At 71.3% G+C, this 13,459-nt stretch carries 10 protein-coding genes and 2 tRNA genes; 3 read left to right on the top strand and 9 right to left on the bottom strand.

What is annotated here, in order from left to right; genetic code table 11:
• Nucleotides 1–3: 3 nt before the first annotated feature.
• The 4 genes from JG616_RS09375 to rnd form a co-directional block, all read right to left on the bottom strand.
• Nucleotides 4–1,539: an aldehyde dehydrogenase family protein gene (locus JG616_RS09375; protein WP_199359973.1), complete on the bottom strand. Its 1,536-nt coding sequence runs from the start codon at nt 1,537–1,539 to the stop codon at nt 4–6.
• 22 nt (nt 1,540–1,561) lie between these two features.
• Nucleotides 1,562–1,638 (bottom strand) — tRNA-Arg (locus JG616_RS09370).
• Between the two features lie 594 nt (nt 1,639–2,232).
• Nucleotides 2,233–2,308, bottom strand: a tRNA-Ala gene (locus JG616_RS09365).
• 15 nt (nt 2,309–2,323) lie between these two features.
• On the bottom strand, nt 2,324–3,442 hold the full coding sequence (rnd, locus tag JG616_RS09360; protein ID WP_199359974.1) for a ribonuclease D: 1,119 nt from the start codon (nt 3,440–3,442) through the stop codon (nt 2,324–2,326).
• A gap of 96 nt (nt 3,443–3,538) precedes the next feature.
• Between rnd and JG616_RS09355 the strand changes: the two genes are divergently transcribed.
• Nucleotides 3,539–5,425: a formylglycine-generating enzyme family protein gene (locus tag JG616_RS09355; RefSeq protein ID WP_343225006.1), complete on the top strand. Its 1,887-nt coding sequence runs from the start codon at nt 3,539–3,541 to the stop codon at nt 5,423–5,425.
• 25 nt (nt 5,426–5,450) lie between these two features.
• Complete coding sequence (locus JG616_RS09350; protein WP_199359975.1) at nt 5,451–6,365, top strand: M48 family metallopeptidase; 915 nt, start codon at nt 5,451–5,453, stop codon at nt 6,363–6,365.
• Nucleotides 6,366–6,520: 155 nt separating this feature from the next.
• On the opposite strand, the gene phaR is transcribed toward JG616_RS09350, so the two are convergent.
• The 3 genes from phaR to gluQRS form a co-directional block, all read right to left on the bottom strand.
• Nucleotides 6,521–7,012: a polyhydroxyalkanoate synthesis repressor PhaR gene (phaR, locus tag JG616_RS09345; protein ID WP_199359976.1), complete on the bottom strand. Its 492-nt coding sequence runs from the start codon at nt 7,010–7,012 to the stop codon at nt 6,521–6,523.
• 87 nt (nt 7,013–7,099) lie between these two features.
• Entirely contained in the window at nt 7,100–7,840 is a 741-nt protein-coding gene (gene phbB, locus JG616_RS09340) for an acetoacetyl-CoA reductase (RefSeq protein ID WP_199359977.1), read from the bottom strand.
• Nucleotides 7,841–7,891: 51 nt separating this feature from the next.
• Nucleotides 7,892–8,800: a tRNA glutamyl-Q(34) synthetase GluQRS gene (gluQRS, locus tag JG616_RS09335; RefSeq protein WP_199392419.1), complete on the bottom strand. Its 909-nt coding sequence runs from the start codon at nt 8,798–8,800 to the stop codon at nt 7,892–7,894.
• Nucleotides 8,801–8,914: 114 nt separating this feature from the next.
• On the opposite strand from gluQRS, the gene htpX reads away from it, so the two are divergent.
• Nucleotides 8,915–9,823, top strand: coding sequence for a protease HtpX (gene htpX, locus JG616_RS09330; protein ID WP_199359979.1), 909 nt, complete (start codon nt 8,915–8,917; stop codon nt 9,821–9,823).
• Between the two features lie 440 nt (nt 9,824–10,263).
• Here htpX and JG616_RS09325 read toward each other — a convergent pair whose 3' ends face one another.
• Both JG616_RS09325 and epmB read right to left on the bottom strand, forming a co-directional pair.
• On the bottom strand, nt 10,264–12,345 hold the full coding sequence (locus JG616_RS09325) for an EAL domain-containing protein (protein ID WP_199392418.1): 2,082 nt from the start codon (nt 12,343–12,345) through the stop codon (nt 10,264–10,266).
• 101 nt (nt 12,346–12,446) lie between these two features.
• Nucleotides 12,447–13,451, bottom strand: a complete 1,005-nt coding sequence (gene epmB, locus JG616_RS09320; RefSeq protein WP_199392417.1) for an EF-P beta-lysylation protein EpmB — start codon at nt 13,449–13,451, stop codon at nt 12,447–12,449.
• Nucleotides 13,452–13,459 lie beyond the last annotated feature (8 nt).

The following is a 13,459-nucleotide window of genomic DNA, read 5'->3' as shown; positions in this document are numbered from 1 at the left end:
TCCTCAGAGGTCGAACTTGATGCCCTGGGCCAGCGGCAGCGCGTCGGAGTAGTTGATGGTGTTGGTCTGGCGGCGCATGTAGCCGCGCCACGCGTCCGAACCCGACTCGCGGCCGCCGCCGGTTTCCTTTTCGCCACCGAAGGCGCCGCCGATCTCGGCGCCCGAAGTGCCGATGTTGACGTTGGCGATGCCGCAGTCCGAACCCGCCGCCGACAGGAAGGCCTCGGCGCGCTTGAGGTTGGTGGTGAAGATCGCCGACGACAGGCCCTGCGGCACGTCGTTCTGCATCGCGATCGCGTCCTCGAGCTCCGCGTACTTCATCACGTACAGGATCGGCGCGAAGGTTTCGGTCTGCACCACCTCGGCATCGTTGGCCAGGCCGGTGATGATCGTCGGCAGCACGAAGTAGCCCTTGCGATCGGTCAGCGCCTGGCCGCCGCTCTCGACGGTGCCGCCCGCGGCCTTGGCCTTTTCGATCGCCGCGAGATAGGCGTCGACCGCCGACTGGCTGTTGAGCGGGCCCATCAGGTTGGCGGCGTCGGTCGGGTCGCCGATCTTCGTCCCGACCTGGGCGTAGCCGGCCTTGAGCTTGCCGAGCACGTCATCAAAGATCGACTCGTGGATGAAGACGCGGCGCGTGGTCGTGCAGCGCTGGCCGGCGGTGCCCACGGCGCCGAACACGATCGCCGGGATCGCCAGTTTCAGGTCCGCGGTCTCGTCGACGATCATCGCGTTGTTGCCGCCCAGCTCCAGCAGCGAACGGCCCATGCGGCGCGCGACGCGCTCGCCGACCTGGCGGCCGACCTTCGTCGAGCCGGTGAAGCTGATCATCGCCACGCGCCTGTCGTCGACCATGCGCTCGGCCAGCGCGTTGTCGGTGTCGTTGAACAGGAAGAACAGATCCGGGAAGCCGCCGTCGCGCAGCGCTTCGTTGCAGACGCGCATCGACGCGATCGCCGACAGCGGCGTCTTGCCCGAGGGCTTCCAGATCGAGATGTCGCCGCAGACCGCCGCGATGAACGCGTTCCAGGCCCAGACCGCCACCGGGAAGTTGAACGCCGAGATGATCCCGACGATGCCCAGCGGGTGCCACTGCTCGTACATCCGGTGGCCCGGGCGCTCGGAGTGCATGGTCAGGCCGTAGAGCTGGCGCGAGAGACCGACGGCGAAATCGCCGATGTCGATCATCTCCTGCACTTCGCCGTCGCCCTCGGGCTTGGACTTGCCCATCTCCAGCGCGACCAGCGAACCCAGCATGTCCTTGTTGGCGCGCAGCGCATTGGCGCACAGCCGGATGGCTTCGCCGCGCAGCGGCGCCGGGGTCGTGCGCCAGGTCCGGAAGGCGGCCTGCGCGCGCCCGACGATCAGCTCGTAGTCCTCGCTGGAGGCTGCATGCACCTGGGCCAGCACCTCGCCATCGGTCGGATTCACCGGCTCCAGCACGCCGGCGTCGCGGGCCTTGGACCACTCGTTGTTGCCGAGGTAGGCGCCGGATTCGGTGGCGGACAGGCCGAGGGCGGCGAGGACGGGATGGGGCATGGAGGACTCCTGGAGACGGATGTGGCGCCCCCGGCGCGATTCGAACGCACGACCTTCCCCTTAGGAGGGGGACGCTCTATCCAGCTGAGCTACGGGGGCAGCAGCCGGCGATTCTCGCACGCGCCTTCCGGAGGGGCAAAAGCGACCGCCGGTCATGGCGAATCTGAAAAGTCGGTCTCTCTGCCAGGTTGTCCGGGAGTTTGCACGCCGCCCGCCGCGGATGCAGGGGGGATGCCCAGCCGGATGTCTGCGCGTCCTGCTTCCAGCATCCGGCCGCCGGCCATCCATGGCCGGCTCTGGTCATCCCCCCTGCATCCGCGGCAGGCACGACCCCTCCCGCGATCCGGGATTCCAACGCTCGCGCGTCGCCACGCCCGCCCCTGTAGGAGCGGCTACAGCCGCGAAAGCCGCGCCAGCCGCGACGGCACAGCGCGGCTCCCGCCTTTCCATCCCGGAGCCGACGATGGCTGGAGCCGTTCCCGCGCGCAGGGGGTGTGCGCACAGCAGGCCATGGATGGCCTGCGGCCGGCCTTGGGAGCAGGATGCGGACAGGCCGGGGGAGCACACCCCCTGCGCGCGGGAAGGGCAGCGCGCACCCCAACGAGGCGCGGGCCGCAGCGGGTGCGATCCCGGACCCGGAAGCACAAAAAAGGCCGGAGCGGTTTCCCGGTCCAGCCTTCCTGCATGTCTGATTGGTGGAGCGGAGGGGGATCGAACCCCTGACCTTCGCGATGCGAACGCGACGCTCTCCCAGCTGAGCTACCGCCCCATCAGAGCGCGCATTCTACGCATGCGCCGGCCCGGTCGGCAATCGGCCCGTGGCGTCGGCGAGCAGTGGTGCCAGGAGCGCCTCCAGCTGCGTGCGGCGCCAGCCACCGAGCGCCGCCCAGTCACCGTCGTCGAGCAGGGCCTCGAGGCGCCGGCGCGAGGCGAGCACGCCGTCGGGCAGGCCCAGTTCCGCGCTGCGCGCGGCCACCGCGTCCTGCAGCCGGCGCACGGCGCGCTTGTCGGGTTCGTCGGTGCGCACCAAAGGGGCGTCGGCTTCGTCGTCCAGTGGCGTGGCCAGTGCCGTCCAGACCTCGCCCAGCAGCTTGCGCGGGGCCTTGGGATGGCGATCGAACAGGGCCTTGAGCGCGGCCTGGTCGGTGGGGACGCTGCGGGCGACGGCGGTGGCCAGCTCGTTGTCCAGGACCCAGCTGCGCGGCCGGTCGTGTTCGCGGGCCCAGGCGTCGCGCCAGCGCAGCAGGCGCAGCAGGCGCAGCTGGGCGGCGCGATCGAAGCCCTGCGCGGCGCGGATCGGCAGGTGCGGCCAGCGCTCCAGCTGCTGGTCGCGCGCGTTCGCGACCATGCGTGCGCAGTCCTCGCGCAGCCAGTCCAAGCGGCCGAGGGCTTCCAGCTTCGCCTGCAGGTGGTCGTGCAGTTCGAACAGGTGGCGCACGTCGTCCGCCGCGTAGGCCAGCTGTGCGTCCGACAGTGGCCGGCGGGTCCAGTCCGAGCGGGTCTCGCCCTTGCCGAGCGCGACCCCGGTGACGTCGGCCACCAGGCGCTGGTAGCCGGCACCGGAGGCGAGTCCCGCGACTGCGGCGGCCACCTGGGTGTCGAACAGCGGTTCGGGTACCGCGCCACAGGCGTGGTGGAAGGCGATGAGGTCCTCGCTGGCGCTGTGCATCACCTTGACGATGCCGGCATCGAGCAGGATGCCGCGCAGCGCGTCGGCCATCCCGGGGGCCTGCATGTCGAGCAGCAGGATCTCGTCGCGCACGGCCATCTGCGCCAGGGCCAGGTGCGGCCACCAGGTGCGCTCGCGGATGAATTCGGTATCCAGGCCGATACGCGGCGGCGGCGTGTCGAAGCGGGCGAGGAGGGCGGCGGGCTCGGCCACCCAGATGTAGTCGGGTTCCATCGGCGCCAGCCTACCGGCGGCCACGGGCCGGCGGCAATGGCGGCGGGGCAGGCCCCGCGGCTGCGCGGCCGGGGCGGCTTGCCGTAATCTGCCCCCGTGAGCGACCGTCGAAATCCCCATCGGACCCGCGCCTGGCCGCGCCGCGCGGGCACTGTCCTGGTGCTGGCCCTGCTGCTCGCGGCGGGCTGCGGCCGCGACGCCGCGCAGGAAGCCGCGACCCCGGATGCCGCGGTCGACACGGCCGCCGGCGACGGCAGCGTGACCATCAGCGGCGACGACCGCCTGGCGGGCAGCCTCACCTGGCGCGCCCCGAAGGTCGAGCTGGAGAACGAAACCGCCGCGTTGGACGACGCGCTGGAGCGCGCGGATGCGGCCCTCGAATCCGGCGACCTGGATGCCGGGCCGGGATCGGCGATCCCCCTGTACCAGGCCGTGCTGGTGCATGTGCCGGACAGCGCCGAGGCCGGCAAGGGGCTGGAGCGCGCCTTCGCCGCGCTGCTCGCGCAGGGCTCGGAGGCGCTGGCGCGGGCCGGTGACGACGATGCGGCGTTGAGACGCGCCCGCGAGGTCGCCGCGGTCGCGCGCAGCCTGCGCCCGGGAGGCGGCGACGTCGGCGAGTACCTGGCCGGGGTCGACCGCGCCGAGGAGATCGCCGAGATCAACCGCGCAGCCGAGGCCGAGCTGCGCGAAGGTCGCCTGGGCGAGGCCGGTGGCGGAGCGCTGGCGCGGGTGCGCCAGGCGCTGGCGGTCGACGCGGAGCAGCCGCGCGCGCTGCAGACGCGTGCCGCGATCGAGAGCGCGATGATCCGGCGCGCGGAGGATGCCGCCGCGGACGGCGACTTCGAGACCGCGGGCACCTGGCTCGGACACGCCGAAGGCGTGCGCGACGAGGTCGGGACCGTGGCCGATGCGCGGGAGCGCGTCGACACCGAGCGCAGGCGGTGGATCCAGCGCCTGCGCGACGAGGGCGTCGCCGCCCTGGCGCGGCCGGACGGCATCGCGCAGGCCCGCGCCCTGCTGGCCCGCATGCTGGTGCTGGCCGAGCCGCGCAATCCGGCCGTGGCCGAACTGCGCGAACGCATCGACCTGGCGGTGCACTACGGTGGCTTCCGGCCCGGCCAGCGCTTCACCGACGGCGCCGCGGGCGGGCGCGGCCCGCAGATGGTGGTGGTCCCGCACGGCGGCTTCAGCATGGGCGCCGTCGACGGCGACCCCGATGCGGAGGACAGCGAACGCCCGCGGCGCAACCTGCGCTTCGAGCGCGGCTTCGCGCTGTCGCTTGCCGAGATCACCGTCGCGCAGTTCCGCCGCTTCGTCGACGCGACCGGCTACCGGACCCGCGCCGAGCGCCGCGGATTCTCGATGGCCTACGACGAGCGCAGCGGCAATTTCGTCCGCCGCAGCGGCGTGGACTGGAAGTCGGACTTTGCCGGCGCACCGGCCGCGGCCAACCTGCCGGTGGTCCACGTCAGCGCGCGCGACGCCCAGGCCTATGTCGACTGGCTGGCCGAGGTCAGTGGCGAACGCTACCGGCTGCCCAGCGAGGCGGAGTTCGAGTACGCGCTGCGTGCGGGTGGCAGCAGCCGCTACCCATGGGGCGGCGACGCACCGCCCGCGCGCGCCGGCAACCTGACCGGTGGCAATGACCGCTCACCCGGCGGGCGCGGCTGGAGCAATGCCTTCGACGGCTACGACGACGGCCACTGGGGGCCGGCGCCGGTGGCCAGCTTCACGGCCAATGCATTCGGACTGCACGATCTTGAGGGCAACGTGAGCGAGTGGGTGGCGGACTGCTGGCACGACAGCTACCGCCGCGCCCCCGCGTCCGGCGCGGCCTGGGTCAATCCGGGCTGCAGGATGCAGGTGGTGCGCGGGGGGGCCTGGGCGAGCTCCCCGCCGCAGACGCGCAGTTCGTGGCGGGCGCCATCGCCGGTCGACAACACCAACGCACGCGTGGGCTTCCGGGTCGCGCGCGACATCTGAAGAGCACACCAGGTCAGGAGCGTACATGCGTCAGGATCCCTTCGGCCGGCAGCGGCAGCAGCAGCAGGCCAGGCCGCGCCGCGGCTTCAACCCGAGGATCCTGATCCTCGTCGCGTTCCTCGCGTACGGCGCGTACTACTGGTTCTCCAACCAGACCCTGGACCCGGTGACCGGCGAGAAGGTGCTGATCGACCGCTCGCTGTCGGTCGAGGACGAAAAGGCGCTGGGCCTGCAGGCCTACGAGGAGATCCTGTCCACCGAGCGTCCGGTGGATCCGAACACGCCGATCGCGCGCGAGGTCCGCGAGATCGCGCGCCGGCTGATCGAGCGCGTGCCCGAGATCGAGGCCGCGCTGGCGGCCGAGAACGGGCAGCAGCCGACCGGCTTCTCGTCGACCTTCGACTGGGATGTCAACGTCATCGAGTCCGACCAGGCCAACGCGTTCTGCCTGCCCGGCGGCAAGATGGCGGTCTACACCGGGCTGGTGCCGGTGGCGCAGAACGAAAGCGCCATGGCGGTGGTCATGGGCCATGAAATCGCCCATGCGCTGCTCCGCCACGGCGCCCAGCGCATGGCCCAGCAGAAGCTGTCGCAGATGGGGCAGATGGCCGGCGCCATGAGCGGCATGGATCCGCAGCAGCAGCAGATGGTGATGGCGGCGATGGGCTACGGCTACCTGCTGCCCTATGCGCGCAAGCACGAGACCGAGGCCGACCATGTCGGGCTGATGCTGGCGGCAGCGGCCTGCTACGACCCGCAGGAAGCGGTGCCGCTGTGGGAGCGGATGGGCGCGGCGAGCGGCGGCCAGGCGCCGCCCGAGTTCCAGTCCACGCATCCCAATCCGGGCACGCGCATCCAGAACCTGCAGTCGCTGATGCCGAAGGCGATGGAGTTCTACCAGCGCTTCTGCGGTGACGGGGCGCCGGCGCTGCGGGGCTGAGGCGGGGACGGGCGGAGGCAGGCCGGGAGAACGAGCGCGGGAATCTTCCCGCCGCGTGCCGCAGTGCTGCATGGTGGCAGCGGATCGGAATCGCCGGGGTGGGGCGTGGTGTCGGCGTGTCGGGATCGCGGCTGTAGCGGCTCCTACAGCCGCTTCTAGAGCGGTTTGCGCTTGCTGCCGGGGGCGGGGTCGCGGGGTTTGTCGGCGGGCTTGGCCGCGGAACCCAGGTTGCGCTGGAACTCCTCCCACATCGCCATGTTGCGCTCGGTCAGCTGGCTCATCATCGACCACGGCGTCTGCCCCAGCATGCTGCCCATCTGCTGGCGGAACTGCTGCTGCTGGTCGAGGAAGGTCTTCATCGAGCGCTCCAGGTAGGGGCCCATGAAGCCCTGCAGGGAGTCGCCATAGAAACGGATGATCTGGCTCAGGAGCTCCGTCGACAGGATCGGCTGGCCGTCCTGCTCCTGCTCCGAGATGATCTGCAGCAGCACCTGGCGGGTCAGGTCGTCGCCGCTCTTGGCATCGCGGACCTCGAAGTCCTCGCCGTCCACGATCAGCTGGCGGACATCCTCGATCGTGATGTAGCTCGAGATCTCGGTGTCGTACAGGCGGCGGTTGGGGTACTTCTTGATGACACGCATGGCCATGCTGCGGTGCTCGAATTACCGGACTCAACGCAGCATGACGCAGCGCAACAGCGCTTGCAACCAGACCCCCGCGAGGGGTCCGGAGCGCTACCAGCCCATGTACTGGCCGCCGTTGGCGGACAGGTTGGCGCCGGTGATCCACGCCGCTTCGTCGGCCAGGAAGAACGCCACCGCATAGGCGATCTCGTCCGGTTCGCCCAGGCGTCCGGTGGGGATCTGGGCCACGATCTTCTCGCGCACCGCCTCCGGGACCGCCATCACCATGTCGGTGCCGATGTAGCCTGGCGAGACCGTGTTCACGGTGATCCCGAGCTTCGCGTTCTCCTGCGCCAGGGAGATGGTGAAGCCGTGCATGCCGGCCTTGGCGGCGGCGTAGTTGGCCTGGCCGTACTGGCCCTTCTGGCCGTTGATCGAGCTGATCTGCACGACGCGGCCCCACTTGCGCTCGCGCATCCCCTCGATCACCGGGCGGGTGACGTTGTAGCAGGCGTTGAGGTTGGTGGTGATCACGTCGGTCCACTGCTCCGGCGTCATCTTGTGGAAGGTCGAATCGCGGGTGATGCCGGCGTTGTTGACCAGGATCTCGACCGGCCCCAGCAGTTCCTCGACCTTGCGCACCATCGCCTCGGCCTCGGCCGCCGAGGACACGTCGCCCGGCACCAGGGTGAACTCGAAGCCTTCCGCGCGCATCGCCTGTTCCCAGGCGCGGGCCTTGTCCTCGTTCCGGTAGTTGGTGGCCACCCTGTGGCCGGCCTTGGCCAGGCGCTTGCAGATGGCAGTGCCGATGCCGCCGGTTCCCCCGGTGACCAACGCGACCCGTGACGTCATGTCATCGCTCCCGATGCGTGGACGCGGCATGCGTCCGCTTCGCGATCGATTCTAGGGTCCCGGCATTGCAGCGGCATTGTGCAGTGCGGTGGCGGACAGCGGCCCGCGCGGGATGCGTCCTGCGTCGAAGCCGGCGACGGCCGCCGCAAGCACGTCGCGCAGCGGACCCGACGTCGGCAACCTGGACGGCGGCTGGCCCAGCGCGCGCCAGGCCGCGCGCAGCGTCGGCAGCGGGTCGGCCGCATCCACCGGCAGCGAGCCCTCCGACTTCGACAGCTTGCGCCCGTCTTCGCCGAGTACGAGCGGCAGGTGCATGTAGCGCGGGGTGGGCAGGCCGAGCGCGCGCTGCAGCAGCACCTGGCGCGGGGTGGAGTCGAGCAGGTCCGCGCCGCGCACCACGTCGGTGATGGCCTGGTCGGCGTCATCGACCACGACGGCGAGCTGGTAGGCCCAGAAGCCGTCGGCACGCCGCAGGACGAAGTCCCCGACGTCGCGGTCGACCTGCTGTGCGGTCCGGCCATGCACGGCGTCCTCGAAGGCCACGCGGCTGCCATCCGGGACGCGCAGCCGCAGGGCAGGGCGGGTCCGGCGTGCGCCGGGACGGCAGGCGCGATGGACGCCGCCGGTCGCGGCGACGTCGGCGCGGCTGCAGTGGCACTCGAAGGCCAGCCCGGCGTCCAGCAGCCGCGAAACCGACGCGGCGTACAGTTCGCCGCGCTGCGATTGCCACGTCACCTGGCCGTCGTGTTCCAGGCCGAAGCCGGCCAAGGTGCGCAGCTGTGCAAGGGCCGCGCCCGGCACCTCCCGCCCGCGGTCGACGTCCTCGACGCGCAGCCACCACTCCGCGCCGGCGCTGCGCGCGGCCAGCCAGCTGCCGAAGGCGGCCAGCAGCGAGCCGAAATGCAGGGCGCCGGTGGGCGAGGGTGCGAAGCGGCCGCGCAGCGGCGGGGGAGTCGTCATGGCAAGAGCAGGGCGCGCATCCGGGGCTGGGTCGAGGCTCATCGCGTCATCTTGAATTCAATGCCGGTCGGACACACTTCACCCACAGAATCGAACCCGCAGGAAACCCGTCCCATGTTCAAGCGCGTCGCCCTCTTCCTCGCCACCAACCTGGCGGTGCTGGCCCTGCTCAGCATCATCATGTCGGTGTTCGGCATCAACCCGCAGTCGATGGGCGGCCTGCTGGTCATGGCTGCGCTGTTCGGCTTCGGGGGCTCGCTGATCTCGCTGCTGTCGTCGAAGTGGGTCGCCAAGCGCGCCGCGGGCCTGCACGTGATCGAACGCCCCGGCAGCGACGTCGAGCGCTGGCTGGTCGACACCGTCGCCCGCCAGGCTCAGGCGGCCGGCATCGGCATGCCGGAAGTCGCCATCTACGACGCGCCCGAGATCAACGCCTTCGCCACCGGCGCCAACCGCAACAACGCCCTGGTGGCGGTTTCGACGGGCCTGCTGCGCTCGATGGACCAGGACGAGGCCGAAGCCGTGCTCGCGCACGAGGTGAGCCACATCGCCAACGGCGACATGGTCACCATGGCCCTGCTGCAGGGCGTGCTCAACACCTTCGTGATCGTGCTGGCGCGCCTGGTGGGCCGGGTGGTCGACGGCTACCTCAGCGGCGGCCGCGACAACGGCGGCGGTGGGCTGGCGTACTTCGCCATCGTCTTCGCGCTGGACATGGTCTTCGGCATCTTCGCGAGCATGATCGCGATGTGGTTCTCGCGCCATCGCGAATTCCGCGCCGATGCCGGCGCCGCCGCGCTGGCGGGAAGGCCGAAGATGATCGCCGCGCTCAAGCGCCTGTCGATCAACCAGGGCCAGAACACCCTGCCCAAGCAGGTCGCGGCCTTCGGCATCAGCGGTGCGGTGGGCCATGGCCTGCGCCGCCTGCTGCTCAGCCACCCGCCGCTGGAGGAGCGCATCCGAGCGCTCGAGGCCGGCAGCATCGACGGCGAGGCCGCCCTGCGTCAGGGTCTGCTGGCCTAGGCATCGCGGGTGGGCCATGGTGGCGCGTTGATGCAAGGGGCGAAGTGCGCGCGTGGGCCATCGAGGCGCTTCGACGCATGGCCTGCTGCCGCTCATGTCCTCCGATGCCGGCCCACAGGGCCGGCATCTCCTCCTTGACTTCCCGTCAGCAGGCCACGCGCCGAAGCGAGCGAGGTCCGCGGCGCCCCCTCCCAGAAGCACACGCCCCGGCCAGCTGCGCCCTTCGTTTCGCGCTGCTTCCAGCGGCCGACACCGTTAAGGACTGCGGTGCGATGCCTGCTGACGGGAAGTAAAGGAGGAGGCTTCGGCCGCAAGGCCGAAGCCGGGGGACATGAGCGGCAGCAGGCATCGCGCCGCAGCGCCGCCAGGTATCCCGCCCCCACGCCGCAGCGTCGCCCGTTATCCAGCCCCGCCCCCGCGCCGCAGCGCCGCCAGGGGCCTTACTCGAAGTCGTAGGACATGTCCGGGCCGGACGGGGCCAGGAAGTTGCCCGAGACGTAGTCCACCCCGGTGCCGAACAGCACCGACATGCTGGCCGCGTCGGAAATGAAGTCGGCCATGGTCTGGATGCCGAGTTCACGCGCCTTGGAGGCGATCTCGCGGACCCGCACCTGGTTGTCCGGGTTGCCGGTCAGGTCCTGGGTGAACCCGGGATCGATCTTCAGCATGTTGGGCTTCAGGTGCGCGAGAAGCTGGAACGAATCCAGCCCGGCACCGAAGTTCTCCAGGGCGATGCGGCAGTCCAGGCGCGCGGCCGCGGCGGCGAAGGCCTGCGCCGCCTTGAGGTGGGTGAACACCTTGGCCTCGGCCAACTCCACGACCAGGTATTCGCCCGGCACGCCGTGCGCGAGCAGCTGCTCGCCGATATAGCGGGTCAGGCTGTCGTCGGCCAGCGAGGCCTGGCTGACCTTCACCAGCAGGGTGGTCGGCTTGTTGGCGCGGATGCGCTCGCCGATCACCGCGATCGCGCGTCCGACCACGTAGTGGTCGATCTCCCAGAGCAGCCCGTGCTCTTCGGCGATCTGCAGGAAGGTCAGCGGCTTGATCAGCTCGCCGTCGGCGCCCTTCAGGCGCAGGAAGGCCTCGTACACCGGGCCGGTGTCGCCCTGCAGGCTGATCACCGGCTGGTAGTGCAGCACGAAGCCCTGGTTGTCGAGCGCATCGCGCAGGCGCGTCACCCAGGCCTGGATGTGCTCTTCCTCGGCGCGGTCGACCGCGCTGGGATCGAACAGCTCGAAGCGGTTGCCGCCGGTGGCGTTGACCGACGCCACCGCCTCGGTGGCCTTGGCGAGCACCTGGCTGACGCTGGCGATCCGCTCGCCGACCTGGACCGCGCCGATGCTGGCGGTGATCACGCTGGAGCGCGCGCCGATCTCGAACAGCTCCGCCGAGAACGCGGTCAGCACGCGGTTCGCCACCGACTGGGTGCCGGCATGGTCGGTATTGCGCACCAGCAGCGCCAGGGTGTGCTCGCCGAAGCGCGCGGCGACGGCGTCCAGGCCTTCGGCCGCGGCGCTCAGGCGCGTGGCGGCCGCGGCCAGCAGGTGGTCGGCCGAATCCAGGCCGATGTCGGCCAGCAGTTGCTGGTAGTGGTCGGGTTCGATCAGCAGCAGGCCGTGCTGCGCGCTGCCCTGGGCGGCGGAATCCACCGCGCCCTCGAGTGCGTGCAGGAAGGTGGCGCGGTTGTACAGGCCGGTGGCCTGGTCGCGCTGGCGCAGCTCCTCGATCTCCTGCGCGAGCTCGGGATCGAGTTCCTGGCGGCGGATCACCACCTGCACGCAGGGCTCGCCCTCGTACTGCGCCTGGGCGAACTCCATGGCCGCCGGGAAGGCGTTGCCGTCGATGTCGCGGGCCTGCAGCTCATATCGCGGCGGCGGCGCCTCGCCCTGGGCCAGCGACTTGAGCAGCTGGCGGAAGTCCTCGACGTGCTGCGGCGCGACCATGTCCAGCAGCGACATGCCCTCGATGTCCTCGAACTCGTCGTAGCCGAACATCTCCAGGTAGGCCTGGTTGGCGCGGATGTGCATGCCTTCGTGCACGTAGGCGATGGGGTCGCGCGAGGAATCGATCAGCGCGTCGCAGCGGCGCTCGGTCTCGCGCAGGCGCGCTTCGAGCCGGCGCTGGGCGCGGCGGGCCTCGAGGTCGGTCCAGGCGTCGCGGACCAGCGCCAGCAGCAGCGACGCCGGTTCGCGCAGCGCAAGCGCCCGCGCGCCGGCGCCCATCGCCTGGACGTAGGCCTCCTGGTCGAGCACGTCGGCCACCGCCAGCACCGGCAGGTCCTTGCCGGTGGCGGTGACCTGCTGCAGCACGGTGGCCAGCGGCAGCACCGCCGAGTCCACCTGGGCCACCACCACGTCGACCGGCTGCGCGGCCAGCATGCCGGCGAGCTCGTCCGCCGACGCCGGCCGCAGCGGACGCACCGCGATCCCCGCATTGCGCAGCGTGCTGACGATCGCCTCGGCCGCCTCGGGGCTGTCATCGACAATCATCAGCCGCAGTGCGGTGTCCTGGCTCTTCGACATGGGTCTCTCCGTGGATGCGGCGTTATGCCATGCACCGGCGCCTGGCGTCCATGACGCCGATGCGTTGGCGGACCCGGACAGCGTCCCGGGGGCGACCGCGGTCACAGCGCGCGCTTGGACGTGTCGCCCGGCAGTTCGCGCACCAGGCGCGGAACAAGGTAGCCCGGCAGTCGCGCGACCAGCGCGGCATGCAGTGCCCGCGCGCGTCCGTCGTCGACCTCGAAATGCGCGGTGCCGGCGACGCGGTCGAGCTGGTGCAGGTAGTAGGGCAGGACGCCGGCGTCGAAGCCGCGCTCGCACAGCGCCGCCAGGGCATCGATCGAGTCGTTGACGCCGGCCAGCAGCACCGCCTGGTTGAGCAGGCTGGCTCCGGCGCCGCGCAGGGCAGCCATGGCGGCGCCGACGGACGCGTCGAACTCGTTGGCATGGTTGGCGTGCACCACCACGGCCACCGGCCAGGGCAGCCCGCGCAGCCAGGCCAGCAGCGCGTCGTCGACCCGCTCGGGCAGGACCACCGGCAGGCGGCTGTGGATGCGCAGGCGGCGGATGTGCGGGATGTCGCGCAGCAGCCCGGTGAGCTCGGAGAGCTTGCGGGTCGCGAGCGACAGCGGATCGCCGCCCGACAGGATGACCTCGGTGATGCCGCGATCGGCCGCGATCGCCGCCACCGCATCGGCCCATCCGCCGGCGGCCGCGGTCTCCTCCGCATACGGGAAGTGGCGACGGAAGCAGTAGCGGCAGTTGATCGCGCAGCTGCCGGTGGCCACCAGCAGGGCGCGGCCTTCGTACTTGTGGATGACGCCGCGGGCCTTGCGGGCGGCCGCGTCGCCCACCGCATCGAGTCCGAAGCCGGGCACGGTGCGCAGTTCGTCGGCCAGCGGCAGGACCTGGCGCAGCAGCGGGTCGTCCGGATCCCCGGGCCGCATCCGCGCCACGAAGCCGCGGGGCACGCGCAGCGCGAACGCCTCCAGGGCCCCGGCGGGCACGCGGGCCGCCTCGTGGCCCAGCCCGACCAGGGCGAGCAGCTCGCGCGGATCGCGGACGGATTCGCGCCAGGCCTGCTGCCAGCCGCGTGGCTGCATGGAAAGGGGGGCTGCGGGTATCATTTCCCCGA

The organism is Luteimonas sp. MC1895 (genome assembly GCF_016457215.1).
Taxonomy (GTDB): Bacteria; Pseudomonadota; Gammaproteobacteria; order Xanthomonadales; family Xanthomonadaceae; genus Luteimonas.
This window is presented reverse-complemented; position numbering and strand designations above follow the sequence as displayed.

What these genes read in the sequence shown, in the direction of transcription:
- JG616_RS09375 (WP_199359973.1), bottom strand. Translation starts at nt 1,539, where the DNA reads ATGCCCCATCCCGTCCTCGCCGCCCTCGGCCTGTCCGCCACCGAATCC.
- rnd (WP_199359974.1), bottom strand. Translation starts at nt 3,442, where the DNA reads ATGGAACCCGACTACATCTGGGTGGCCGAGCCCGCCGCCCTCCTCGCC.
- JG616_RS09350 (WP_199359975.1), top strand. Translation starts at nt 5,451, where the DNA reads ATGCGTCAGGATCCCTTCGGCCGGCAGCGGCAGCAGCAGCAGGCCAGG.
- phaR (WP_199359976.1), bottom strand. Translation starts at nt 7,012, where the DNA reads ATGGCCATGCGTGTCATCAAGAAGTACCCCAACCGCCGCCTGTACGAC.
- phbB (WP_199359977.1), bottom strand. Translation starts at nt 7,840, where the DNA reads ATGACGTCACGGGTCGCGTTGGTCACCGGGGGAACCGGCGGCATCGGC.
- gluQRS (WP_199392419.1), bottom strand. Translation starts at nt 8,800, where the DNA reads ATGACGACTCCCCCGCCGCTGCGCGGCCGCTTCGCACCCTCGCCCACC.
- htpX (WP_199359979.1), top strand. Translation starts at nt 8,915, where the DNA reads ATGTTCAAGCGCGTCGCCCTCTTCCTCGCCACCAACCTGGCGGTGCTG.
- JG616_RS09325 (WP_199392418.1), bottom strand. Translation starts at nt 12,345, where the DNA reads ATGTCGAAGAGCCAGGACACCGCACTGCGGCTGATGATTGTCGATGAC.
- epmB (WP_199392417.1), bottom strand. Translation starts at nt 13,451, where the DNA reads ATGATACCCGCAGCCCCCCTTTCCATGCAGCCACGCGGCTGGCAGCAG.